The organism is Methylobacterium thuringiense (genome assembly GCF_022179645.1).
Classification (GTDB): Bacteria; Pseudomonadota; Alphaproteobacteria; order Rhizobiales; family Beijerinckiaceae; genus Methylobacterium; species Methylobacterium thuringiense.
This window is the reverse complement of sequence record NZ_BPRA01000002.1, coordinates 208,615-229,416: the sequence shown is the minus strand read 5'-3', so window position 1 is coordinate 229,416 and position 20,802 is coordinate 208,615. Positions and strand designations below refer to the sequence as shown.

Sequence of the window (20,802 nt, the reverse complement as noted above, 5' to 3'; positions counted from 1 at the left end):
CCATGCTGCGCGAGCGCCTCACCGCCGAGATGAAAGCGGCCATGAAGGCCGGCGAGAAGCAGAAGCTCTCGACCGTCCGGATGATCCAGGCCGCGCTGAAGGACAAGGACATCGAGGCGCGCGTGTCGGGCAACGGCACCGGCCAGATCGACGAGGCCGAGATCCTTTCGCTTCTGCAGAAGATGATCAAGCAGCGCACGGAAGCTGCGAGCGTCTACGAGCAGGGCGGCCGGCCCGAACTCGCCGAGGGCGAACGCGCCGAGGTCGCGATCATCGCGACGTTCCTGCCGCAGCAGATGGACGAGGCCGAGACCCGCGCCGCCATCGCGGCCGCCGTGGCCGAGACCGCCGCCGCCGGCCCGAAGGACATGGGCAAGGTCATCGCCGTGCTGAAGGGCAAGTATGCCGGCCAGATGGATTTCTCGAAGGCCAGCGGACTGGTGAAGGAGGCGCTTGCCGGGAAGTGACGGTCCCTGAGCGGCTGCTGCCGGTCCCCGCCCGTGGTCGCGGCGGTGGTTCCTATCGGTGTCCGGCTGCGGACGGGCCTACTCGAACAACACCCCGAGCCGGCGCCCCTCGCGGCGCACGACGATGCAGGTGCGTGGACGCCGGTGCGGGCCGGTCGTCAGGGTGAGTCGATCCGGGATCGGCTCCGGCGTGGAGACCTCGATCATGGCGCCGCCTTCGGATTCGTCCCAGACGAGGCAGTCGAGTTCGGACGACAGTCCGTGGAACTGCAGCGATCCGAAGCGGAAGGCGTTCTTGCGAGTCTCCAACCGGCGATTGTCGGTCATGGCGGGCGTCCGAGAGAAGGCCGGTACGGTTGCAGTCTCAGCTTAACAAAACGTGCGGCGGGTACACCGCAATCCTGCGAGACGGTCGTCGCGTACAGATCCGCCAACGTTTTTCGGGGCCCGGCTGAGGCAAAGCCGAGGCTCGGCCGTCCGGAGGTCGCATCAACTGAAGCCTGCGCCACGAACCTTCAGGTTCACGGCAAGGACGCTGGGGCCTGCGCACAGAAACAACCGCCGGCCGTCGGGGCCGCCGAAGGCGATGTTGGCGCACGGGCCGGGCGTCGGGATCGTGCCGAGCGGCGTGCCGTCTGGCCGCCAGACCCGCGCGCCGCTGCCGGTTCCTGCGAACACCCGGCCCTGCGCGTCGATCCTGAGCCCGTCCGGCACGCCGTCGACGACCGTCGAAAACACCCGCTCGCGGGTCAGACGGCCACCATCGCCGACGTCGAAGGCGCGGATCTCGCTCCTGCCGCCGGGGTTCTGGCTCCCACTCGACTCGCCGACGTAGAGCACCCGCCCGTCCGGCGAGAAGGCGAGGCCGTTCGGTTGCACGAATCCGTCGGCGACCGCATCGAGGCGGCCGCCTGGATCGAGCCGGAACACGAAGCGGGCCCGCTGCTCGGAGGAGCGCGTGATGCCTTCCTCCGGATTGTCGATGCCGTAGGTCGGATCGGTGAACCAGACCGCCCCGTCGCGGGCGACCACCACGTCGTTCGGCGAGTTCAACGGCTGGCCTTCGAAACTCTCAGCCAGCACGGTGAGGCGCCCGTCAGGCTCCTCGCGCACGACGCGACGGTTGCGGTGTTCACAGGTGATCAGCCGGCCTTCACCGTCGAGCGCGTTGCCGTTGGCATTGGCGGAGGGCTCGCGGAAGGTCCGGGTGCCGCTTTCCGTGACCAGCAGCATCCGATTGCTGCGCACGTCGCTGACGACGAGGCCGCCGAGCCGCTTCACCCAGACCGGCCCCTCGCACCAGCGCCCGCCCTCGTAGAGCGTCTCGACCCGCGCGCCCGGCGCCAGCACCTCCGCGAGCCCGTCGCTCGCGGCCGGGGCTTCCGCGCGCAAGGGCCGGGGCAGCAGCGTAAGCAGGCCTGCGCCGAGCAGTGCACGCCTGTGGAGAGATTGTGGATGGATCGGGTCGGCCATGGCCCGGCCAGCGCCTTCGGAACGGCTTCGCTCCGGTCCTGCGAGACGGTTGAGACTCGGGCCGGGTCGATGCGGTATCATGCCTGGTCCCGACACTCCCGAAAAGATCCGCGACCGGACTCCGTTGCGATACCCGCCTCACATCCTCGAAGAGATCCGCCAGCGGCTGCCCGCGTCGGACATCGTCGGCCGGCGGGTACGGCTGAAGAAAGCCGGCCGCGAATGGCGCGGGCTCTCGCCGTTCAACGCGGAGAAGACGCCGTCCTTCTACGTGAACGACCAGAAGCAGTTCTACCACTGCTTCTCCTCCGGCAAGCACGGCGACGTCTTCAAGTTCCTGATGGAGACGGAGGGGCTCAGCTTCCCCGAGGCCGTGGAACGGCTGGCCAGCGAAGCCGGCGTCGTCCTGCCGAAACCCTCGCCCGAGACCGAGCGGGCGGAAGAGCAGCGCAAGGGCGCGCTCGAGGTGATGGAACTCGCCGCCGTCTATTTCGAGGAGCAGCTGAAGAGCCAACGGGGCGGCCAGGCGCGCGACTATCTCGACCGGCGGGCGCTGGGGGAGGGGGTACGCCGGCAGTTCCGCCTCGGTTACGCGACGAGCGAGCGCTACGCGCTTCGCGACCATCTCGCCGGCAAGGGTGTCGAGAAGGAGCTCATGCTCGAACTCGGCCTGCTCGCCACGAGCGAGAGCGTGGCCGTGCCGTTCGACAAGTTCCGCGACCGCGTGATCTTCCCGATCACCGACATCCGCGGCCGCGTCGTCGCCTTCGGCGGGCGCGCCATGCAGGCGGACGCCAAGGCCAAGTACCTGAACTCGCCGGAGACGCCGCTCTTCCACAAGGGGCGGATGCTCTACAACCTGAACGCCGCGCGGAAGGCCGCGCATGACCGCGGCACCATCATCGCAGTCGAGGGCTATGTCGACGTCATCGCGATGACGCTCGCGGGTCATGCCGAGACGGTCGCGCCGCTCGGCACGGCGCTCACCGAGGACCAGCTTGCGCTGCTCTGGCGCCATGGCGACGAGCCGATCCTCTGCTTCGACGGCGACAAGGCCGGCCAGAAGGCGGCGTTCCGGGCGCTCGACGTGGCGTTGCCGATGCTGGAGCCGGGCAAGTCGCTGCGCTTCGCCATGCTGCCCCAGGGGCAGGACCCGGACGACCTGCTGCGCTCGGGTGGCGCTTCCGCGATCGATGCCGTGCTGGAGGGCGCGCGCCCGTTGGTCGAGATGCTGTGGGCGCGCGAGAGCGAGGCCGGCCCGCTCGACACCCCGGAGCGCCGGGCCGGCATGGCCCGGACCCTGCGCGAGGCCGTCTCGGGAATCCGCGACGAGACCGTGCGCCGGTTCTACCGGGACGACATCGAGGACCGCCTGCGCGGGCTCTCCGGCGGCGGGGCAGGGGGCCGCGGCGAGCGCGGAAACTACCGACAGGGCGGATCCTCGAACCGGCAGGGCGGCGAGACGTTCCGCCGGCGTCCGCGCCCCGGCGACCCGCCGCCGTCGCCGCGCATCGACTTCAAGTTCAGCCCGCTGTTGTCGAGCGCCACGCCCCCGCCGCGGGGCAGCGCCTTCCGCGAACGCGAGGCGATGATCGTGTCGAGCCTCCTCGTTCACCCCGAACTCCTGGGCATCGAGGAAGAGGCGCTCTCGGAACTGGAGCTGGACAACCCGGACGCACAGCTCCTGCGCGGAGTCCTGCTCGACCGTGCCGCCGACGACACGACGTCGGATTCCGAGATCATGGCCTCCCGTCTGGACCGGGCCGGATTGACCGACGCGGCGGCGCGTCTGGCGGCTCTGGTGAGGCCCGGAGACCGCTGGGCGCTCGATCCGCATGTGGATCCTGCACGGCTCGAAACGACTCTCCGGCAGGCTGTGATCTTGCACCGCAAGGCCGGAACGCTAAATAGCGAACTTCGCCAAGCTGAACGTGCCCTTGTCGACGATGAAACCGAGGCCAATTTTGCTTGGCTCTGCGACGTCAAAGAACGTCTGGCGGTGATCGCAGGGGCCGATGCCGAGGCGGAGGATCCGGAAACGGATGAAAGTTCGACACTGTGACGCGCGGAACATCGCTGCGCATGGTTAACGGTCGGTCAAGCAGCGATGCGTAGACCGACTGAAATCTGCCGGTGACGATCGGCATCCGTATTGCGGCCAGTACCGGGGAAACGCGTCCGATCGCGTCCGGTGCGGCTGCCACGAAAACATAGGCTGAGCATGGCAACGAAGGCAACCGAGCGGGACGAGACCGACGTCGCTCAGGAGCAACAGACGGACGGCCCTCTCCTCGATCTGACCGATGCCGCCGTCAAGCGTATGGTCAAGCTCGCGAAGAAGCGCGGCTATGTCACGCACGATGAGATCAACGAAGTCCTGCCCGACGGGCAGGTCGACGGCGATCAGATCGAGGACGTGCTGGCGCAGCTCGACGACATGGGCATCCGTGTCATCGAGAGCGAGGAGACCGAGGAGACCACGGCCGAGAAGAAGCCGAACGGCGAGGCGGCCGAGGACGAGGAAGCCTCCGAGGGCGGCGAGGTCGCGGAAGTCGCGCCGACGGCACGTGCCGTGACCGTGGCGGCCACCACCACCAAGGAGCCGACCGACCGCACGGACGATCCCGTGCGCATGTACCTGCGCGAGATGGGCTCGGTGGAGCTTCTCTCCCGCGAGGGCGAGATCGCGATCGCCAAGCGCATCGAGGCCGGCCGCGAGGCCATGATCGCGGGCCTCTGCGAGAGCCCGCTGACCTTCCAGGCCATCATCATCTGGCGCGACGAGCTCGTCGACGGCAAGGTCCTGCTGCGCGACATCATCGACCTCGAAGCCACCTATGCCGGCCCGGATGCCAAGACCGCGCCGCAGGTCGCAGCCGAGGGCGCGGAGGAGACCGAGGAGGCCGAGCCCGAAGGGCCGCAGCCGCCCGAGGGCGACGACGAGGACGATCTCGAAAACAACGTCTCGCTCGCCGCGATGGAATTGGAGATCAAGCCGCGCGTCCTCGAGATCTTCGATGCGATCGCCGGCAATTACCGCAAGCTGCGCAAGCTCCAGAACGAGTCGAACGAGCGCCAGGTCTCCGGCGAGAACTCGACGCCGGCCCAGGAGAAGAAGCAGTCCGAACTGAAGGACGTCGTGGTCACCGACGTGAAGTCGCTCTCGCTCAATGCCAATCGCATCGAGGCGCTGGTCGAGCAGCTCTACGACATCAATAAGCGCCTGATCTCGCACGAGGGCCGCCTGATGCGCGCCGCCGAGAATCACGGCGTCGCCCGCGACGAGTTCCTGCGCCATTACCAGGGCTGGGAGCTCGATCCGAACTGGATGGAGCGTGTCGGCGCGCTCGGCGGCAAGGGCTGGAAGAACTTCGTCGAGAAGGGCGGCCGGCAGGTCGCGGATCTACGCGAGCAGATCCTGACGCTCGCCTCCGAGACGGGCCTGCAGATCGGCGAGTACCGCAAGATCGTCAACATGGTCCAGAAGGGCGAACGCGAAGCCCGTCAGGCCAAGAAGGAGATGATCGAGGCGAACCTCCGCCTCGTGATCTCGATCGCCAAGAAGTACACCAACCGCGGCCTGCAGTTCCTGGACCTGATCCAGGAGGGCAACATCGGCCTGATGAAGGCGGTGGACAAGTTCGAGTACCGCCGCGGCTACAAGTTCTCCACCTACGCCACGTGGTGGATCCGTCAGGCGATCACCCGCTCGATCGCCGACCAGGCGCGGACCATCCGCATCCCGGTCCACATGATCGAGACGATCAACAAGATCGTGCGGACCTCGCGCCAGATGCTGCACGAGATCGGCCGCGAGCCGACCCCGGAGGAGCTGGCCGAGAAGCTGGCCATGCCGCTGGAGAAAGTCCGAAAGGTCTTGAAGATCGCCAAGGAGCCGATCTCCCTCGAAACGCCCATCGGCGACGAGGAGGACAGCCACCTCGGCGACTTCATCGAGGACAAGAACGTCGTCCTGCCGATCGATGCGGCGATCCAGTCGAACCTTCGCGAGACGACGACGCGGGTCTTGGCCTCTTTGACGCCGCGCGAAGAGCGCGTGCTGCGCATGCGCTTCGGCATCGGCATGAACACCGACCACACTCTCGAAGAGGTCGGCCAGCAGTTCTCGGTGACACGCGAGCGCATCCGTCAGATCGAGGCGAAGGCTTTGCGCAAGCTCAAGCATCCAAGCCGGTCGCGGAAGCTGCGGAGCTTCCTCGACAACTGAGCCGGATGGCCGATCCGACCAAAACCCTCCTTGCCCGGCAAGGAGGGTTTTTTCGTTCAGGGGCGGCGCGCCGGCAGCGTCCAGGCGCGCGTGGCCGCGACGGCGGCCCCGGTGCCGAGGACGGCCGTGACCGAAAACACCGCGAGCAGCGCGTGGCCGACCCCGGCCAGTCCGAAGACGGCATCGTTCAGCATGCCGACGATGAGCGGTCCCGTGCCGGTGGCCACGAGGGTCACGGTGGCAAGGAAGAACGCACTCACCCCGCCCCGCAGGGAACGCGGCGTCAGGAGCTGGATGCCGCCGAGGCCCGGTGGGCTGGCGAAGCCGAACACGGCGACGAGGGCTGCGAATCCCGAGAGCGAGCTAACGAGGCCCGGCGAAAGGCTCATCACCACGGTCGCGGGCACCGTCAGGACCAGGGCCAGGGCGAGCAGCCGCGAGGCGGCCGCGGCATCGCCGGCACGGCGCATGCGGTCGAGGAGGGCGCCACCCGTCAGATGCCCGCACGGGGCCGCCAGGAGGGCGATCAGCCCCAGGGCCATGCCGCTCTCGGCCGGGGTGAAGCCGAAGGCGCGTACGTAGAAGGTCGGCGCCCAGGCGGCCAGCGTCTGGATCATCAGCACCGAGGCCGTCGCCGCGGCGGCATGGGGCAGGTAGGCCCGCCAGCGCCGCCGGATCCAACCGAGGGATTTCATCCGGGGCACCGGCGCGGACAAGGCGGGCACCTCGCGGATGCGCAGCAGCATCGCCGCGAGGACGAGGTTCGGCAGGACGGCGAGGACGAACAGCGTCTGCCACGGTGCCAGCCGGCCGAGGACCGGCAGATCGGCGGACCCACGCGCCGTCAGCCATCCGAGCAATGCGCCCCCCGCCAGCAGCGCGACGCTGCGGCCGAGGCTGGAGCCCGTGGTGAGCAGCGAGACACCACGGCCGAGCCGGTTCCGGCCGAGCCGGATCGCCATCAGCGAGAGGGCGGCCGGCAGGATGCAGGCCTGACCGAGGCCGAGGACGAACCGGCTCGCCAGCAGAGCCGGAAACCCGGTCGCGAGTCCGAAGGCGAGGAGCGACACGTTCCACAGCAGGATGCCGGCGAGCAGCAGGCGGCGGCGATGGCCGCGGTCGACGAGCAGGCCGAGGAGCGGTGAGACGAGGGCGAAGGGCAGGGCGTAGGCCGAGCCCTGCAGTAGCCCGAGCTGCGTATCGCTCAGGGACAGGGCTGCCTTCACCGGCGTCGCCACCAATGTCAGCAGGAAGCGGTCGCTGGAGGCCGCGAGCTGGGTGGCGGCCAGGAGGGCGACCAGAGGCCAGCCTCCCCGGTCCGATGAAGACCGGCTCAATACAGCTTGCTCACCCAGTCAACCATCAGGGCCTTGGCGCCGACGCCCGGATCTTCCGGGCTGGTGGTGCGCCCACCGCCCGTCTCGGCGCGATAACGGCCCGGCGGCAGGCCGTAGGCCGTGCGGAAGGCGCGGCTGCAATGGCTCTCGCTGGAGAAGCCGAAATCGTAGGCCAGCGTCGAGACGCTTCGGCTCTCGGTGGAATGGCGCAGGGCCGCCCGCATCTGCTCGAGCCGCTTGTTCAGGATGTACTGGGCGACGCCGCCGGCCGGCGCGAACAGCCGATAGAGCACGCTGCGGGAGACCGCGATGCCCGAGGCGATCGTGGCCGCGTCGAGCCGAGAATCGCCCAGGCGGGCGTCGATGAAGGCTTGCGCGCGCTCCAACCGCATCGCCGTCAGCCGCGCCGGCGGAACCGCCGCGCCGGGCGCATCGGTACCGATCGCGATCGCCAGAAACTCGGCGACGGCCCGCGAGACATGCACGGCGGAATGCGCCGGAACCGTATCGCGGCGGCGTGCCAGCGATCGGAGCAGATCGCCGAGAAGTCCCGTATTGGCCCGCGGCAGGATGGTGCCGTGGAACTTCCCGGCATGCGGCGCGACCGTTTCGACGACGTCGCGCGGCAGCGCGACCGTCAGGAAATGCGCGCCCTCGGCCAGGGTCCGCTGCGGCCGGGTCATGTCGAACAGGATGATGTCACCCTGTGCCAACGCCAACTCGCTGCCGATCGGCCCGCCCTGGAAGGTTCCGTCGCAGAGGAGTTGGAGCGTGAAGTGGTCGAAGTCGTCCCGCCGCACCCGAGCGGGGTTCCGGCTATGCGCGACACCGGCCAGACGGCGCTCGAACAGCAGCAATTGCTCGAAGCGGTGACCGTCGACCCGCGCATGGAACGGAGCACCGGTCGCCGCGACGTCGGAGCCGGCCGCGTAGAGGTCGCGATAGGCCTCGAAGCCCGTCGTTTCGGTCTCGGACGCGAATGTGAAGGAGGGGGTGGCCACGCGTGAGATCCTGACGGCCTGCCGGTCTTGTCCGCAAGTGCGGAAGAGCGCTTAGTCCCTTATATTGAAAGGGTGTTTCAGCCGCGTGGCGCCGTCAACGCCGTTTTGCGGGCACCGGACGATCCGTCTTGACTGTGCAAAAAATCGAGACGAATTGACCGTGACGATCGCCACCGCGGCGACGGCCCGCATCCGGAAGAACAGCGTTGATGACGGCGACCATCGTCAGGCATTCCATCCGGCTCTCGGACGGCGACGCCGCCTATCGCAGGGCCGCCTGGCAGGAGGCCATGGGGACGTCGGGAGAGATCCAGATGACGCCCGAGGAGGCCGAGCGTTTCACGAGCGAAAGCCTGTGGCGGCGCCTGGGGCCGGTGATGGTCGGGCGCATCACGGCGAGCGATTTCCGTCTCGTTCGGACGAAGGCGGCGGCCGAGCGCGTCGGTCTCGACCATGTCTTCATCAACGTCATGGAAGCGGGCCGTGGCTACGGCACCTGCGGACGGCGAAGGATGGATTTCGGGATCGGGTCGCTCATGATCACGAAGCTGTCGAGCCCGGCCGACTACACACTGGAGGGCGTCACCTTCAACGCGATCGTGCTTCCCCGCACGCTGCTCGAAACGGCGCTGGGGCCGGTCGATCCTTTCGACGGGCGGGTGTTCAAGCCGGACTCGCCCGAGGCTCTGATCGTTGGCGCGCATACGCGTGCGCTGATCGACCTGCCCGAATCGCTGGCGCCGGCCAAGGCGGCGATGGCCGGCCGCAGTTGCCTGCAACTCCTCGCGACCTGTCTCAACCGAGCGCCGCCCCTGCAGCCGGCCGGCGCCGACGAGAACGTCGAGACAGCGAAGGACATCCGGCGCTATGTCGAAGAACATCTCTCCGATCCGGATCTCGGACCCGACATGATCTGTCGGGCCTTCGCCCTGTCGCGCTCCCGGCTGTATCGCCTCATGAGCGCGACGGGCGACGTCGCCGCCACCATCCGCCGGCTGCGTCTCGCGCGGGCGCACCGCGAGATCGCCTCGCGGCGCATGGTCGACGTGCCGGTCGTGCAGATCGCGGCGCGCTTCGGCTTCCGGCAGGAGCGCAGTTTTCGGCGGGCCTTCCAGGACGCGTTCGGCTATTCGCCTGCCGCCCTGCGCGACAAGGCGCGCGCTGGCGTCCGCGTCGTGCTCCCCGCATCCGGGGCCGTCATCGAGGACTGGTTCAAGGAGCTTTGAAGCCCCTGAGGGTCCGATGCCGCCCCCACGGCATCGGACCCTCAGGGGCAGGCAACCCTAGCGCTGTGCGTCGAGACCGGCCGATCGGCGCGTCCGGCGGACGGCCGCCGTCGCGCGGCCGAAAGGCGATGAGCCGGGCTCATCGCCTTTCGGTATTACTCGGCGACCGCGCGCGTGGTGCCGGCCTTGCGGTTCCAGAATAGGCTGACCTTGCTGATGTTGCAGAGGTTCACGTTGTGGAATTCCGCGGCGTCGCCATCGTTGTAGACGACCCGGATGTCCCACTTGCAGCCGCCGCCGCCCTGGAAGCTGATGTCGGCGCTCTCGCCGTCGTCGATCGCTTCCTTGCCCATCACGTCCTTGCCCCACTCGGAGCTGCTGACCGGCCCGACATAGACTTCGTCGATCTGGTAGCCGGTGCGGTTGACGAGCGTGAAGTCCTGCTGGGCCTGGGCCATGGCGAGGCTCGGAGCGAAAATCACGGCTAGAGCGGTGAGACGAAGTACGGAATTCGGCATTAGGAATAGTCCCGGGAGTTCGAAGGCGAAGGACCCTCGGGCAAACCCGATCTGTTGAACCTCGCAAAAGCTCGTTAGGGCGGCGGCCCCGGGGTTGCATTGTCCCAGCGTCCCAAAGTCTTGATCCGGCATCTCAGTCCACAGGCTTGAAGGCCGCGGTAGAGCCCTGGCGGCACCTTGGGAGTCCGGCACGACGCGTCCATGAAAATTGGCTGTCGGCGGCCGGACGATTTCGGGCTATGTCGAGGCACGCGATCAGGCAGCCGGCAGGTCTACCCGAGGTTGTCACCCGCTTGCGTTCGCATCGCGACACGATCCATCCTGCAAACCTTGCTTTGCCCTGCGCCGCACCCACCTTGGCCATATGCTCGACGAGGACGCCACGCAGCAGCCACCGAAAGCGCTCGCTCCCACCGCCTTCGCCGACGGCTCCGAGGCGCAGGACGTTCCGTTCGGCGCGATCCAGCAGAGCGTGGGCATCCGCGACTGGCTGCTGGGCGAGGGCGCGCGGCTGCAAAATGCCAGCGACCTGCTGTCGGGATTGGCGCAACGCCTGATCGATGTCGGCGTGCCCGTCGACCGTGCCTCCACCGCGATCGACACCCTGCATTCGGAATATTCGGGCGTCGGCCGGGTCTGGTCCCGCGAGGCGGGCACCACGGTGCGGCTGTTTCCGCACGGCGAGGCTTCGGACGCGGCCTATCGCGAGAGCCCGTTCCACGCCGTCCACCAGAGCGGCGAGTGGCTGATCCTCGATCTGGCCGAGACCGATGACGGATTGTTCTCGATCATCCCGGAGCTGAAGGCCGAGGGCTACACGGCCTACGTCGTCGTGCCGGTGTTCTTTACCAACGGCACCCATAACGGCCTCACCCTCGCAACCCGGGCGAAGGACGGATTCGCCGACGAGGACATCGCGATCCTGCGCTTCATCATGCCGGCGCTGGCCGCGGTGATGGAGATGCGGATCGTCAACAAGCAACTCGACCAGGTGCTTCGGATCTATGTCGGCGACGAGCCACACCGGGCGATTCTCTCGGGCGACATTCGGCGCGGACAGGTGAAGCGCATCCGCTCGGCGATCCTGTTCGCCGACATGCGCGACTACACCCGCCTCTCGGCCGACCTGACACCCGAGGAAGCGGTCGAGCTCCTCAACCATTTCTTCGATTGCCTCGTGCCGGCGATCGAGCGCGAGGGCGGCGAGGTCCTGAAATATCTCGGCGACGGCCTGCTCGCGATCTTCCGCGAACCCGGCGACGACCTCGGCGGCGCGGCCAAGGGCGCGCTGACGGCGGCGCAGGGTGCGCTCGAGGCGCTGGCCGAGGCCAACGCCCTCGACCGCTTCGGCGGCAAGCCGGTGGCGGCGGGCATCGCGCTCCACCACGGCGAGGCCGCTTACGGCAATGTCGGGTCGGGCACCCGGCTCGACTTCACCGTGATCGGCCGCGACGTGAACCTCGCCAGCCGCCTCTCGCGGTTGAACCGGACGCTGGGCGAGCCACTTCTGATGTCGAAGCCGTTCGTCGATTTCCTCTGGGGCGACCCGGAATCCCTTGGCGAGCACGGCCTCGACGGATTTTCGGAGCCGATGGAGGTCTACCGGCCGGGCCGGAAGAGGGCGGCCAAGGCCTCGCTCGGCCAGGGCGCCGATCGCGGCTCACCGCCGGGCATGGTGATCGCGGCGGCGCTGGCGCAGGACGCGGATTGATTCTCTTCGGAGCGTCAGTCTGCACACAGTACGACAGGGTCGCATCTGGTGCGGATGATGATGTGGTTCGGCTACCCGAACGAGGGGTCCGCAGTGTGGATTAAAGCGTAACCGCGCCCGTCAGCCAAAAGCTGTATTGGGAGGCGCTACATTCGGTGAGAGCGAACACGCCTATAAAGGCTGCTTGTTCTGACCTCTTCGACATTGAATGCTACGTCGTGGGTCAGTCTGCTGCCCACCCTGGTCTGATCCGCGCTGTCGGCTCGCTACCCCCGTAGCGTGATCCGCGCGCCGGCCACGCTGAAATTCCGCAACCGCGACAGGAACGACATCCCGAGCAGGCCCGTGCCGAGACGGCCGCCCGGGATCGCCACGGCCTCCACGTAGATCTCGCCGGAACCGCACGGATTTTAAGAATCGCGACGATCGGCGCGGGGATTGACCTCTCCTGCATCCCGGCCCACATCAGCAGCATTCCAGGGAGATCCCCGACAAGGGGCTGAGACACCGCTAGTCGCCTCACGGCAGCGCGGAAATCCTTCGAACCTGATCCGGCTCATACCGGCGTAGGGATTGGACCGCGGGTGTCTTTTTCGACAGATGCCCCAGCTTCACCGAAGCGCGCGGCACCATTCCTTGCGGGCAACCGTGGAGGCCTCGTGTCGGCTGTCCTGACATCCCCGATCGGTCTTCGACGCGATTCCGGCCTGCGTCCGCGCCCGGCCGCGCTGCCGGAGCACGCCGATGTCGTCGTGGTCGGCGGCGGGTTGATCGGCCTGTCGATCGCCTGGCGGCTCGCGGGCACCGGCCGCTCCGTCACGGTGATCGAGCGCGACACCGTCGGCGCCGGGGCGAGCCTCGCCGCCACCGGCATGCTGGCGCCGGCCGCCGAGCACGAGCCCGGCTCCGACCTGCTCCTGCCGCTGGCGCTCGACAGCCTCCGCCGCTGGCCCGCGTTTCGCGATGCGTTGCAGCAGGCGTCGGGCGTCGGCATCGATTACCGGGAGGAGGGCACCCTGGTGCTCGCCATCGGCCGCGACGAGGTCGAACGGCTCCGCTTCCGCCACGATCTCCAGCGCCGCTCGGGCGTCGCCGCCGAATGGCTCTCCGGCCCGCAGGTCCGCACCCGCGAACCGCTGCTGCGGCCGAACGTGACCGCTGGGATCTTCTGCCCGCGCGATGCCCAGGTCGATCCGCGGCTCGTCATGCAGGCGCTGGTGCGGGCCTGCGACGCGGCCGGGGTCGGCATCGTCGAGGGTCTCGCCGTCGATCACGTCGCCTATCGCGGCGAACGCACGTCAGGCATCGTGACGAGCCAAGGCAGCATCGCAGCCGACACCGTGATCCTCGCTACCGGTGCCTGGAGCGGGCAGGGCGGTCTGCTGCCGAATGGGCTCATTCTGCCGGTGCGGCCGATCAAGGGACAGTCCCTCGCGCTGAAGACGACGAAGCGCACCGGCACCCTGGCGCACATGGTCTGGACAGAGCAGATTCACATGGCCCCGAAAGGAGATGGCTCCCTCATCGTCGGCGCCACGGTGGAGGATTGCGGCTTTCGCGACGGCGTCACCGCGGGCGGACTCTTCGCCCTGTTGGAGGGTGCGCGCCAGGTTCTGCCGGGTGTCGAGGAGATGGAGGTCGAGGCTGTCTGGAGCGGATTCCGCCCAACCTCCGACGACGACGCCCCCATCGTCGATGCCCTGCCGAACGGCCTCGTCATCGCCACCGGCCACCACCGCAACGGCTATCTCCTGGCCCCGGCGACCGCCGACGCAGTGGTCGATTTGGTGGAGACAGGGACGCTGCCGGATGTCTGCCGCGGCTTCGGCCTCGCGCGGTTCGTGCAGGCGGAAGACGAGCGCCGCCAGAGGGCCGGCGCATGAAGTTGATCGTCAACGGCGAGCCGCGCGAGCACGAGGCCGGGAACGTCGCGGCCTTGTTCGCGATCGAGGCCGAGGAACGGGCTCTGCCGGCGGAAGGCATCGCCATCGCCCTCAACGGCCGGGTCGTGCGCAGGACGGATTGGGCCGAAACCCCGCTGAGCGAGGGCGACCGCATCGAGATCGTCCGCGCCATGCAGGGTGGCTGAACGCAGGAAAGAAGGGTTCTTCCATGGCCCATCACGATACGAATCTCGCAGCGCAAGCCGGCGACGATCTCCTCGAGATCGCGGGCCAGAAACTCGCCTCGCGGCTGTTCATCGGCACGGCCGGCTACCCGAGCCAAGGCATCATGGCGGATTCCGTGCGCGCTTCCGGCGCCGAGGTCGTCACCGCCTCGATCCGCCGCGTCTCGCTGCAGGGCCACGGCTCGGACACCTTCCAGAAGCTCAAGGGCAAGCGCTTCCTGCCCAACACGGCGGGTTGCGAGACCGCCCGCGACGCGATCATGACCGCTGAGCTCGCCCGCGAAGCCCTCGACACGACCTGGATCAAGGTCGAGGTCATCGGCAACCGCGAGACGCTCTATCCCGACGTCGTCGAGCTGATGGAGGCCTGCCGCCACCTCGTGGACGACGGCTTCACGGTGCTGCCCTATTGCAACGACGATCCGGTGATCTGCGAGCGGCTTGCCGACATGGGCTGCGCCGCCGTGATGCCGATGGGCTCGCTGATCGGCTCCGGCATGGGCGTGGCGAACCCGGCCAATCTCGAACTGATCTGCCGCCGCTCCCCGGTGCCGGTCATCGTCGATGCCGGCATCGGCACGGCGTCCGACGCGGTGATTGCCATGGAGCTCGGTGCGGCGGCCTGCCTGATCAACACGGCGGTCGCCAAGGCGGACGATCCGGTGCGGATGGCAGCCGCCATGCGTCACGCCGTCGAGGCAGGACGGCTGGCCCATCTCGCCGGACGCATCCCGCGCCGGGGCCGCGCCGAGCCTTCGAGCCCGCAGCTCGGCCTCGTCGGATCTTGATCCCATCGCCGCTGCTTGTCGTCACCGACCGCCACGGGTCGGCGCGGCCGCTCGTCGAGACGGTCCGGGCGGTGCTCGACGGGGGCGCGCGCTGGATCTGGTTTCGCGACAAGGACCTGGAGCCGGCGACACGGCGTGATCTGGCGTTAGAACTGCTCGCCCTCGTGCGCACCGCCGGCGGCCGGCTGACGATCGGCGGCGACGCGGTTTTGGCTGCCGAGATCGATGCGGATGGGGTTCAACTCGGCGCTGCGTACTTGGAGCTCGTACCGAAATCCGCCGACGCGTTCGGCGATCGAGCAGTAGACCTCGAGCCGTCATTGCGAGGCGAAGTCGAAGCAATCCAGGGCCAACGCACTGGCGTCGGCGTGTCGGCCCTGGATTGCTTCGCTACGCTCGCAATGACGGATGAGGCTCCTCGGCGGAAAGGCAGGGGGCGAGAAGCGTTCGTCGTCGGCGTTTCCGCTCACAGCCTCGGCGACGTTCGCCGCGCTAGAGAGGCCGGCGCCGACTACGCCACGCTGAGCCCGATCTTCACGACCGCGAGCAAGCCGGGCTACGGCCCGGCACTCGGGCTCGACGGGTTGCACGAAGCCGCCGCCATCGGCCTGCCCGTGGTCGCGCTCGGCGGCATCGCACCCGAGCATGCGGTGGCCTGCCGCGAAGCGGGCGCCGCCGGTATTGCGGTGATGGGTGGGATCATGCGCGCGGCCGATCCGGCTGCCGCAACGCGGCGCTACCTTCAGGCCCTGCACCCGCTCACTTGAGGGCGTCGATCCCCGCCTGACACACGACCGACGTCCTGGTCGCTCGTCCCGCCGGAGCAGCCGACCGCGCCGATCAGCTTGCCGTCGACGATTAGCGGAATGCCGCCGGGCGAGGCGGCAAGCTCGGGATCGAGCGTGCCGTAGATCGGCGGCCCCTTGGCGTAGGCCTCGAAGAACACCCGCGTCTCGCGCCGCCAGCGCGCCGCCGTCCGGGCCTTGCGCTGGGAGACGCCGACCGAGGCGAGTTGCGCGCCATCCATCCGGGCGAAATGGACGAGGTCGCCATGCGTGTAAACGACGGCGATGCTCATCGGCCAGCCGCGCTTCTCCGCCTCGGCCTGCGTGGCCGACACGATCGCACGGGCCTGTTCAAGGCCGACCGGCGCGCCGTAGGGGACGCCGAACGGGATCTTTTCGGGAAGATTGGGTGCGGCGGGCGCCGGCTGGTGGGCGCAGACGGACCCCGTGCCGATCGCGAGGACGAGTGTCGCCACGGCGAAGTCGATCGGACGCATGGTGTTTCCTCGGGCCAAGACCTTCCGGTCTCTTGCACGGGATGCATGTATGACGCGGGCAATGCGCGGCGAGCGCAGAAAATCGCCCGGCCCTATGGCGCTGCGGCGCGACGCGTATAGAACCCCTTCAAATCCAGATCCTTTCCAGCGCGCCGGCATCGGGCCGGACACGGACGCCGCATGATCAACTCACCCCTGATGACCGTCATGGTCGACGCCGTGCGCAAGGCCGCCCGCGGCCTCAAGCGCGATTTCGGCGAGGTCGAGAACCTGCAGGTCTCGCGCAAGGGCCCCGGCAACTTCGTCTCGGCCGCTGACCGCAAGGCCGAGGAAATTCTGCGCGACGCGTTGATGAAGGCGCGGCCCGGCTATGGCCTGGTGCTCGAAGAGGACGGCGTGATCGAGGGCTCCGACAAGAGTCACACCTGGCATGTCGACCCGCTCGACGGCACCACCAACTTCCTGCACGGCATCCCGCATTTCGCGATCTCGGTCGGGCTCGAGCGCGACGGAATGGTCGTCGCGGGCGTGATCTACGATCCGATCAAGGACGAGCTGTTCATGGCCGAGCGCGGCAAGGGCGCTTACCTGAACAACCGCCGCCTGCGCGTCTCGGGCCGCTCCGAGCTGGCCGACGCCCTCGTCGCCTACGGCTCGCCCTATCTCGGCCGCGGCGACCCGCACCGCCTGCTGAAGGAGGTCGCCGCCGTGATGGCGATCACCGGCGGCGCGCGCCGGTTCGGCTCGGCGGCGCTCGATCTCGCCTACGTCGCCTGCGGACGCAGCGACTTCTACTGGGAGCGCGACATCAACTCCTGGGACATCGCGGCCGGCATCATCCTGGTGCGCGAGGCCGGCGGCTTCGCCACCAACGCCGACGGCGGCGCCGAGCCCCTGGCCGCCAAGACGGCGGCGAAGTCGGTCGCAGCCGGCAACGAGGTACTGCATCGCGAGCTGATCGCGATCCTGCGCAAGGCGAACGCGTAGCCTCGACCGAATTGAGCGGCGCGGATCGTGTCGACGGATCAGTGATCACCGGAGCCATCATGTCCAGCCGCGTCACTCGAAGCGCTGTCCTCGTCCTCCTCGTCGCGTTGCCGTTCGGCGCGGCTGGCCCGGCATCCGCACAAAGTCCGGCGCAATCCTATCTCTTCGGCGAGAAGCGCTTTCGGAACGCCTGCAGGCCACCCCTGAAATACGCGGCCGGCGCTTGCGTTCGCCGCTGCCCTGCCGGCTACGAGAGCATGGGCGGTTACTGTCGCTTCCGATCGATGAGACGTTAACGCCGGTCTGGCGCCGGTCATCCCGTTTGCCTTAAACGGCACTGAACATTCCAGACGAAGAGCCGATCCGCATGGACGCCCGCAAGCACAGCGCACTCAAGGACTCGATCCGTTCGATTCCGGATTACCCGAAGCCGGGCATCGTCTTTCGCGATATCACCACCCTGCTCAGCGACCCGCGCTCGTTCCGGCGGGCGGTCGATTCCCTCGTCCATCCCTATGCCGGCGGGCGGATCGATCAGGTCGCGGGGATCGAGGCGCGCGGCTTCATCCTCGGCGGCGCGGTGGCGCACCAGCTCTCGTCGGGCTTCGTGCCGATCCGCAAGAAGGGCAAGCTGCCCCACACCAAGGTCTCGCTCGCCTACGCGCTGGAATACGGCACCGACGAGATCGAGATCCACGTCGACGCGATCAAGCCGGGCGACAAGGTGCTGCTGGTCGACGACCTCATCGCCACCGGCGGCACCGCCACGGCGGCGGTGAACCTGCTGCGCCAGCTCGGGGCGGAGGTCGTCGCAGCCTGCTTCGTGATCGACCTGCCGGAAATCGGCGGGGCGCAGAAGCTGCGCGACCTCGGCGTCCCGGTGCGGACCCTCATGGAGTTCGAAGGGCACTGAGCGGCGAGGGCTCTGCCCTCGCGCTCCTGCCGGAGGGCTGAGCCCTCTGGACACCCTGGTTAGGCGGCGAGACTCTCGAACAGGCCGCGTCCGTCCGTTCCGCCGATCAGGTCTTCGACGAAGTTTTCGGGGTGGGGCATCATCCCGAGCACGTTGAGTTTTTCCGAGTAGATGCCGGCGATGGCGTTCAGCGAGCCGTTGCGGTTCGCGTCCACCGTCAGTTCGCCGGCGGCATCGCTGTAGCGGAAAGCGATGCGGCCCTCGCCCTCGAGCCGGGCGACCGTCTCGGGATCGGCGAAGTAGTTGCCCTCGCCATGGGCGACGCAGACGTCGATGACCTGACCCTTGGTGTAGGCCCCCGTGAAGCGCGTGTCGGCCCGCTCCACCCGCAGCATCTGCCGGTGGCAGATGAAGCGGCGGTCGACGTTGCGCATCAGCACGCCCGGCAGCAGGCCCGATTCGCACAGGATCTGGAAGCCGTTGCAGATGCCGAGCACGAGGCCGCCGCGGGCCGCATGCGCTCGAACCGCATCCATCGCGGCCGCACGCCCGGCGATGGCGCCGCAGCGCAGGTAATCGCCGTAGGAGAAGCCGCCCGGCAGCACAGCGAGGTCCGTTCCGGCCGGCAGCTCGGTGTCCGCGTGCCAGACCTTCGTCACTTCGGCGCCGGCTAGGGTGAGCGCGCGGGTGACGTCGGCATCGCGATTGGAGCCGGGGAAGACGATGACGGCCGCACGCATCAGGCGATCTCGATCGAGTAGTTCTCGACCACCGTGTTCGCCAGAAGCTTCTCGCAAGCAGTCTTGAGCGTGTTTTCGGCCTGGACCGGGTCGTCGCCCTTGATCTCGACGTCGAACACCTTGCCCTGGCGGACACTTCCGACGTCCTGAATACCGAGGGACTTCAGGGCGGCCTCGATGGCCTTACCCTGAGGGTCCAAAACTCCGGTCTTCAGGGTGACGACGATACGAGCCTTGGTCATGTGAGCTCTTGAACTTCGAGGACGACGTTGCCTTCTCCATACCGGTTCGGCTGCGTGCCGGATAGGGCGGAGACGAAGGGCGCCACAGGGTGATCGGTTTGTGGGCTGCCTCGTTTCAGCCCCGCCGGTGACGGCCTACTCCCACTCGATCGTCCCAGGCGGCTTCGAGGTGATATCGTAGGTCACCCGGTTGATGCCCTTCACCTCGTTGATGATCCGTGTCGCGACGCGGCCGAGGAAGGCCATCTCGAAGGGGTGGAAGTCGGCGGTCATGCCGTCGATCGAGGTGACGGCGCGGAGCGCGCAGACGTGGTCGTAGGTGCGGCCGTCGCCCATCACGCCCACCGTCTTCACCGGCAGGATCACGGCAAACGCCTGCCAGATCGTGTCGTAGAGGCCGGCTTGACGGATCTCGTCGAGATAGATCGCGTCGGCCTTGCGCAGCGCCTCGAGTTTCTCGCGGGTGATCATGCCGGGGCAGCGGATCGCGAGGCCGGGGCCGGGGAAAGGGTGGCGGCCGACGAAGCTCTCGGGCAGGCCGAGCTCCTTGCCGAGGAGCCGAACCTCGTCCTTGAACAGCTCGCGCAGGGGCTCGACGAGCTTCATGTTCATGCGCTCGGGCAGGCCGCCGACATTGTGGTGGCTCTTGATCGTCACCGAGGGGCCACCGGAGAACGACACGCTTTCGATCACGTCTGGGTAGAGCGTGCCCTGGGCGAGAAAGCCGGCGCCACCGAGCTTCTTCGCCTCCGCGTCGAATACGTCGATGAACAGACGGCCGATCGTCTTGCGCTTGACCTCCGGGTCGTCGACGCCTTCGAGCGCGTCGATGAACATGTCCTGCGCCTGCACGTGCACGAGCGGGATGTTGTAGTGGTCGCGAAACAGTCGGACGACCTCCTCGCCCTCGCCCTGCCGCAGCAGGCCGTGGTCGACGAAGACGCAGGTCAGCTGCTCGCCGATCGCCTCGTGGATCAGCACTGCCGCCACGGAGGAATCGACGCCGCCGGAGAGCCCGCAAATCACTTTCTCGGAGCCGACCTGCTCGCGGATTTTCTGGATCGCCTCCTCGCGGTAGGCACCCATGGTCCAGTCGCCCGAGCAGCCCGCGATGTCGCGCACGAAGTTGCGGATCAGCAGGGCGCCGTGCGGGGTGTGGTGCACCTCGGGGTGGAACTGTACAGCGTAGTACTTTCGCGACTCGTCCGCCACGGCGGCGAAGGGCGCGTTGCGCGACATCGCGATGGTGGCAAAACCCTCGGGCAGCTTGGTGACGCGGTCACCGTGGCTCATCCAGACCGGGTACTTTTCGCCGACATGCCAGACGCCCTCGAATAGGGGCGAGTCGGACAGAATCTCGACTTCGGCTCGGCCGAACTCGGCATGGTGTCCGGCCTCGACCTCGCCGCCGAGCTGGGCTGCCATGGTCTGCTGGCCGTAGCAGATGCCGAGCACCGGGATGCCGGCCTCGAAGATCTTTTGCGGGGCGCGCGGCGACAACTCACTGGTGACCGATTCCGGACCGCCGGAGAGGATCACGCCCTTCGGCCGGTGCTCGTCGAAGGCCGCGTCGGCCTTCGTGAACGGCACGATCTCGCAATAGACGCCCTCCTCGCGCACGCGGCGCGCGATGAGCTGCGTCACCTGCGAGCCGAAATCGACGATCAGGATCTTGTCGTGATGGGAGGTGTCGAGCAGGGACGTCATGGGGCCTCGGGCGTGTCGCCGACCGGGTTAGACGAGCGCTCCGGGCGGTGCAAC

The 20,802-nt window shown here is 68.1% G+C and carries 21 protein-coding genes and 1 riboswitch; of the genes, 12 read left to right on the top strand and 9 right to left on the bottom strand.

The annotated features are described in order from the left end of the window. Positions 1-2: 2 nt before the first annotated feature. Positions 3-467 carry a GatB/YqeY domain-containing protein gene (locus MFF07_RS03160; RefSeq protein WP_147815060.1) on the top strand — a complete coding sequence of 155 codons (465 nt, stop codon included), beginning with the start codon at positions 3-5 and terminating at the stop codon, positions 465-467. 78 nt (positions 468-545) lie between these two features. On the opposite strand, the gene MFF07_RS03155 is transcribed toward MFF07_RS03160, so the two are convergent. Both MFF07_RS03155 and MFF07_RS03150 read right to left on the bottom strand, forming a co-directional pair. After that, on the bottom strand, positions 546-794 hold the full coding sequence (locus tag MFF07_RS03155; RefSeq protein ID WP_147815058.1) for a pilus assembly protein PilZ: 249 nt from the start codon (positions 792-794) through the stop codon (positions 546-548). Positions 795-956: 162 nt separating this feature from the next. After that, positions 957-1,940: an SMP-30/gluconolactonase/LRE family protein gene (locus MFF07_RS03150; protein ID WP_147815056.1), complete on the bottom strand. Its 984-nt coding sequence runs from the start codon at positions 1,938-1,940 to the stop codon at positions 957-959. Positions 1,941-2,064: 124 nt separating this feature from the next. On the opposite strand from MFF07_RS03150, the gene dnaG reads away from it, so the two are divergent. Further along, positions 2,065-4,002, top strand: coding sequence for a DNA primase (dnaG, locus tag MFF07_RS03145; RefSeq protein WP_147815136.1), 1,938 nt, complete (start codon positions 2,065-2,067; stop codon positions 4,000-4,002). Positions 4,003-4,161: 159 nt separating this feature from the next. Further along, positions 4,162-6,168: an RNA polymerase sigma factor RpoD gene (rpoD, locus tag MFF07_RS03140; protein WP_147815054.1), complete on the top strand. Its 2,007-nt coding sequence runs from the start codon at positions 4,162-4,164 to the stop codon at positions 6,166-6,168. A gap of 56 nt (positions 6,169-6,224) precedes the next feature. On the opposite strand, the gene MFF07_RS03135 is transcribed toward rpoD, so the two are convergent. Both MFF07_RS03135 and MFF07_RS03130 read right to left on the bottom strand, forming a co-directional pair. Further along, positions 6,225-7,505, bottom strand: a complete 1,281-nt coding sequence (locus tag MFF07_RS03135; RefSeq protein ID WP_238230640.1) for an MFS transporter — start codon at positions 7,503-7,505, stop codon at positions 6,225-6,227. Beyond that, positions 7,502-8,506 carry a helix-turn-helix domain-containing protein gene (locus MFF07_RS03130; RefSeq protein ID WP_147815050.1) on the bottom strand — a complete coding sequence of 335 codons (1,005 nt, stop codon included), beginning with the start codon at positions 8,504-8,506 and terminating at the stop codon, positions 7,502-7,504. Before MFF07_RS03130 ends, MFF07_RS03135 begins: the two co-directional genes overlap by 4 nt. A 209-nt stretch (positions 8,507-8,715) precedes the next feature. On the opposite strand from MFF07_RS03130, the gene MFF07_RS03125 reads away from it, so the two are divergent. Then, positions 8,716-9,732: a helix-turn-helix domain-containing protein gene (locus tag MFF07_RS03125; protein ID WP_147815048.1), complete on the top strand. Its 1,017-nt coding sequence runs from the start codon at positions 8,716-8,718 to the stop codon at positions 9,730-9,732. Positions 9,733-9,887: 155 nt separating this feature from the next. Here MFF07_RS03125 and MFF07_RS03120 read toward each other — a convergent pair whose 3' ends face one another. Then, entirely contained in the window at positions 9,888-10,250 is a 363-nt protein-coding gene (locus MFF07_RS03120; protein WP_147815046.1) for a hypothetical protein, read from the bottom strand. Positions 10,251-10,614: 364 nt separating this feature from the next. Between MFF07_RS03120 and MFF07_RS03115 the strand changes: the two genes are divergently transcribed. The 5 genes from MFF07_RS03115 (at position 10,615) to MFF07_RS03095 (ending at position 15,644) form a co-directional block, all read left to right on the top strand. Further along, complete coding sequence (locus MFF07_RS03115) at positions 10,615-11,961, top strand: adenylate/guanylate cyclase domain-containing protein (protein ID WP_238230637.1); 1,347 nt, start codon at positions 10,615-10,617, stop codon at positions 11,959-11,961. A 469-nt stretch (positions 11,962-12,430) separates the two neighbouring features. Further along, positions 12,431-12,552: riboswitch (TPP riboswitch) on the top strand. 68 nt (positions 12,553-12,620) lie between these two features. Further along, positions 12,621-13,844 carry a glycine oxidase ThiO gene (thiO, locus tag MFF07_RS03110; RefSeq protein WP_147815042.1) on the top strand — a complete coding sequence of 408 codons (1,224 nt, stop codon included), beginning with the start codon at positions 12,621-12,623 and terminating at the stop codon, positions 13,842-13,844. Continuing rightward, the gene (thiS, locus tag MFF07_RS03105; protein ID WP_147815040.1) at positions 13,841-14,050 is read left to right on the top strand and encodes a sulfur carrier protein ThiS; all 210 of its coding nucleotides are present in this window, start codon (positions 13,841-13,843) and stop codon (positions 14,048-14,050) included. The genes thiO and thiS overlap by 4 nt, the downstream gene beginning before the upstream one ends. A gap of 23 nt (positions 14,051-14,073) precedes the next feature. Then, positions 14,074-14,877 (top strand): thiazole synthase, encoded by an 804-nt coding sequence (locus tag MFF07_RS03100; protein ID WP_147815038.1) that lies wholly within the window; start codon positions 14,074-14,076, stop codon positions 14,875-14,877. Next, complete coding sequence (locus MFF07_RS03095; protein ID WP_444543599.1) at positions 14,874-15,644, top strand: thiamine phosphate synthase; 771 nt, start codon at positions 14,874-14,876, stop codon at positions 15,642-15,644. Before MFF07_RS03100 ends, MFF07_RS03095 begins: the two co-directional genes overlap by 4 nt. On the opposite strand, the gene MFF07_RS03090 is transcribed toward MFF07_RS03095, so the two are convergent. Further along, complete coding sequence (locus MFF07_RS03090) at positions 15,620-16,159, bottom strand: GlcG/HbpS family heme-binding protein (RefSeq protein WP_187272442.1); 540 nt, start codon at positions 16,157-16,159, stop codon at positions 15,620-15,622. The genes MFF07_RS03095 and MFF07_RS03090 overlap by 25 nt on opposite strands. Positions 16,160-16,339: 180 nt before the next feature. On the opposite strand from MFF07_RS03090, the gene MFF07_RS03085 reads away from it, so the two are divergent. From MFF07_RS03085 to MFF07_RS03075, 3 genes are all read left to right on the top strand, one after another. Next, on the top strand, positions 16,340-17,146 hold the full coding sequence (locus MFF07_RS03085) for an inositol monophosphatase family protein (RefSeq protein WP_147815034.1): 807 nt from the start codon (positions 16,340-16,342) through the stop codon (positions 17,144-17,146). A 59-nt stretch (positions 17,147-17,205) separates the two neighbouring features. Beyond that, positions 17,206-17,442, top strand: a complete 237-nt coding sequence (locus MFF07_RS03080; protein WP_147815132.1) for a hypothetical protein — start codon at positions 17,206-17,208, stop codon at positions 17,440-17,442. Positions 17,443-17,513: 71 nt separating this feature from the next. Beyond that, positions 17,514-18,059, top strand: coding sequence for an adenine phosphoribosyltransferase (locus MFF07_RS03075; protein ID WP_147815032.1), 546 nt, complete (start codon positions 17,514-17,516; stop codon positions 18,057-18,059). 59 nt (positions 18,060-18,118) lie between these two features. On the opposite strand, the gene purQ is transcribed toward MFF07_RS03075, so the two are convergent. The 3 genes from purQ to guaA all read right to left on the bottom strand — a co-directional run bounded on the left by purQ (position 18,119) and on the right by guaA (position 20,748). Beyond that, a complete protein-coding gene (purQ, locus tag MFF07_RS03070) occupies positions 18,119-18,799 on the bottom strand; it encodes a phosphoribosylformylglycinamidine synthase subunit PurQ (RefSeq protein WP_147815030.1) in 681 nt (226 codons plus the stop codon). Next, entirely contained in the window at positions 18,799-19,041 is a 243-nt protein-coding gene (gene purS, locus MFF07_RS03065) for a phosphoribosylformylglycinamidine synthase subunit PurS (RefSeq protein ID WP_147815028.1), read from the bottom strand. Before purS ends, purQ begins: the two co-directional genes overlap by 1 nt. A gap of 135 nt (positions 19,042-19,176) precedes the next feature. Continuing rightward, positions 19,177-20,748 carry a glutamine-hydrolyzing GMP synthase gene (gene guaA / locus MFF07_RS03060; RefSeq protein ID WP_147815026.1) on the bottom strand — a complete coding sequence of 524 codons (1,572 nt, stop codon included), beginning with the start codon at positions 20,746-20,748 and terminating at the stop codon, positions 19,177-19,179. Positions 20,749-20,802: the final 54 nt, after the last annotated feature.

Excerpts from the sequence above, each read along its gene's own strand:
- rpoD (WP_147815054.1), top strand. The coding sequence starts at position 4,162 with ATGGCAACGAAGGCAACCGAGCGGGACGAGACCGACGTCGCTCAGGAG.
- MFF07_RS03115 (WP_238230637.1), top strand. The coding sequence starts at position 10,615 with ATGCTCGACGAGGACGCCACGCAGCAGCCACCGAAAGCGCTCGCTCCC.
- MFF07_RS03100 (WP_147815038.1), top strand. The coding sequence starts at position 14,074 with ATGGCCCATCACGATACGAATCTCGCAGCGCAAGCCGGCGACGATCTC.
- MFF07_RS03150 (WP_147815056.1), bottom strand. The coding sequence starts at position 1,940 with ATGGCCGACCCGATCCATCCACAATCTCTCCACAGGCGTGCACTGCTC.
- MFF07_RS03160 (WP_147815060.1), top strand. The coding sequence starts at position 3 with ATGCTGCGCGAGCGCCTCACCGCCGAGATGAAAGCGGCCATGAAGGCC.
- purS (WP_147815028.1), bottom strand. The coding sequence starts at position 19,041 with ATGACCAAGGCTCGTATCGTCGTCACCCTGAAGACCGGAGTTTTGGAC.
- MFF07_RS03125 (WP_147815048.1), top strand. The coding sequence starts at position 8,716 with ATGACGGCGACCATCGTCAGGCATTCCATCCGGCTCTCGGACGGCGAC.
- MFF07_RS03080 (WP_147815132.1), top strand. The coding sequence starts at position 17,206 with ATGTCCAGCCGCGTCACTCGAAGCGCTGTCCTCGTCCTCCTCGTCGCG.
- MFF07_RS03120 (WP_147815046.1), bottom strand. The coding sequence starts at position 10,250 with ATGCCGAATTCCGTACTTCGTCTCACCGCTCTAGCCGTGATTTTCGCT.
- thiS (WP_147815040.1), top strand. The coding sequence starts at position 13,841 with ATGAAGTTGATCGTCAACGGCGAGCCGCGCGAGCACGAGGCCGGGAAC.
- MFF07_RS03085 (WP_147815034.1), top strand. The coding sequence starts at position 16,340 with ATGATCAACTCACCCCTGATGACCGTCATGGTCGACGCCGTGCGCAAG.
- MFF07_RS03155 (WP_147815058.1), bottom strand. The coding sequence starts at position 794 with ATGACCGACAATCGCCGGTTGGAGACTCGCAAGAACGCCTTCCGCTTC.
- purQ (WP_147815030.1), bottom strand. The coding sequence starts at position 18,799 with ATGCGTGCGGCCGTCATCGTCTTCCCCGGCTCCAATCGCGATGCCGAC.
- guaA (WP_147815026.1), bottom strand. The coding sequence starts at position 20,748 with ATGACGTCCCTGCTCGACACCTCCCATCACGACAAGATCCTGATCGTC.
- MFF07_RS03075 (WP_147815032.1), top strand. The coding sequence starts at position 17,514 with ATGGACGCCCGCAAGCACAGCGCACTCAAGGACTCGATCCGTTCGATT.
- MFF07_RS03090 (WP_187272442.1), bottom strand. The coding sequence starts at position 16,159 with ATGCGTCCGATCGACTTCGCCGTGGCGACACTCGTCCTCGCGATCGGC.